Below are 2163 nucleotides of genomic sequence, written 5' to 3'. Positions count from 1 at the left end.
GTGCGACCTGAGGTCGTATGAAGCGCTGTTCACCGCGATAAGAGTGAACCATCTGTATCACCAGATGCCCCTAAGACTCTGAATAAAGCAGCGAGTCTGACAATGTAACGAAATTCGGTTTTATACCGAATGGGAACAAAATCGTGAGAGGACGTTCCTCCTGATAACCACAATCGGGTAAGTGCTAGGGTGTCAGTACGATGAACATAAGTGAATCCATATAAGGTGCGTTATACGTGAATCAGCGGAAGTGGTTAATACGCTGTGGCCAAAAAGGCACGAGAGTTGGAAAGAGATTGGGCAGTGCTCTTTCGTGATCAAATAACTCTCCGCACTAGAGTGGGCATCTAACCTGACGTTGCGCGACATACGGAACAGGGTAAGCCTGTATCACTCCCTTTGGGGAAAGTGACCTGTGAAGGCTACCGATAGTAATGCAGGTAAAGGAGGCTAGAAAAAGCGAATGCCGCATTGTAATAATGCGGATACTGATTTTATCTGGCGCGAAAGCGAGCTGACTTCTAGCTGGTCTCCCGTTGCAAGATGATTTGAAGAACTTTATTCAAGGATAAACGCAAATGATGGCTTCAAACGAAGTTAGTGCATCTCCTGACAATGCTCAATGGCAATCCATTAACTGGAGAGTGGTTAAGCAACATGTATTAAAGCTTCAAATGCGCATTGCAAAAGCAACCCGAGAAGGTAAACACGGCAAGGCGAAAGCGTTGCAGTGGATACTCACCCACTCTACATCAGCAAAATTGCTTGCTGTTAAAAGAGTTTCTCAAAATAAAGGCAGCAAAACACCAGGAATTGACGGCATCATTTGGAACAGTGATGCTCGTTGTATGACTGCGGTCAATCAACTGAGTCGAAAAGGCTATCATGCCAAACCGCTCAGGCGTATCTACATCCCCAAGAAAAACGGCAAACTCAGACCTTTAGGCATTCCCTGCATGATAGACAGAGCGCAGCAAGCGCTTCATCTTCTCGCTTTGGAGCCTATTTCGGAAACGGTAGCCGACCTTAATAGCTATGGCTTTCGACCTAATCGAAGCGCAGCAGATGCAATTGCACAGTGCTTCAAATGTTTATGTATGAAGCGCTCTAGCCAATGGGTTCTTGAGGGTGACATCAAAGCCTGTTTCGATAAGATTGGTCATCAATGGCTTATCGACAACATTCAATTAGATAAACGAATGCTGAAACAATGGCTTGGATGTGGTTATATTGATAAAGGATTGTTCTATAAAACAGCTGAAGGAACACCACAAGGTGGGATCATATCGCCTACGCTTATGTTGCTCACGCTGGCTGGGTTAGAACAGTTGGTTAAGTCTATTGCCCGTAAAACAGGGAATAGAGTCAACTTTATCGGATACGCAGACGATTTTGTCATCACAGGTTCTTCGCAAGAAGTCCTAGTTAATGAAATCAAGCCGCAACTCATTGGCTTTCTACAGGAAAGGGGCTTAACACTCTCTGATGAGAAAACACACATTACTCATATCAATGATGGTTTTGACTTTCTGGGATTCAATATCAGGAAGTACAACGGCAAACTGCTCATTAAACCGAGCAAGAGCAACGTTCTGTCATTTCTGAGCAACTTACGTGAATTCATCAGAAAACATCCAACAATACCCGTTAACGATTTAATCAAAATACTGAATCCGAAACTGAGGGGGTGGGCGAACTATTATCGCCATTGTGTTGCTAAGCAAGTTTTCGGTTATGTAGGCCATCAACTTTTCTGGTTGTTATGGCGTTGGGCAGTTAGGCGTCATCCGTCTAAAAGTAAAGACTGGGTGAGGCGTAAATATTATTTGGATGGTAAGGGACAGTGGCAATTTCATGGTTGGCAGAAAATAGCGAACATGGATTGTCGGTTTAACCTTGTCCAAATAGCTCAAACGCTAATACAAAGACATGTGAAAATCAGGAGTGCAGCGACACCTTACGACCCCGAATATGCAGCTTACTTAGGTACGCGCAAGCGGGCAAAGGAAGGTAGAAACTCATGGTTCGAACCCGTCTTGGCTGCGATATAGGGTGCTGGGTAACAGAACACGCCTTAGCGGAGGCTTGAGCCGTATGCAGTGAAAGTTGCACGTACGGTTCTTAGGAGGGCGGCACTTGGTAACAGGTGTCGCCTATCCGACC

1 protein-coding gene is annotated in these 2163 nt (G+C 45.1%); it reads left to right on the top strand.

Annotated features, from left to right (window positions below; all coding sequences use genetic code 11):
- The first annotated feature begins 578 nt into the window (after positions 1-578).
- Positions 579-2051 (top strand): group II intron reverse transcriptase/maturase, encoded by a 1473-nt coding sequence (gene ltrA, locus AAEZ00_RS20450; protein ID WP_124012858.1) that lies wholly within the window; start codon positions 579-581, stop codon positions 2049-2051.
- The last annotated feature ends 112 nt before the right edge of the window (positions 2052-2163 follow it).

It is taken from the genome of Shewanella sp. S1-49-MNA-CIBAN-0167, assembly GCF_040310145.1.
In the GTDB taxonomy this organism is placed as follows: Bacteria; Pseudomonadota; Gammaproteobacteria; order Enterobacterales; family Shewanellaceae; genus Shewanella; species Shewanella psychromarinicola.
The sequence above is the reverse complement of the archived record's forward strand: the minus strand, read 5'-3'. Positions and strand labels throughout refer to the sequence as shown.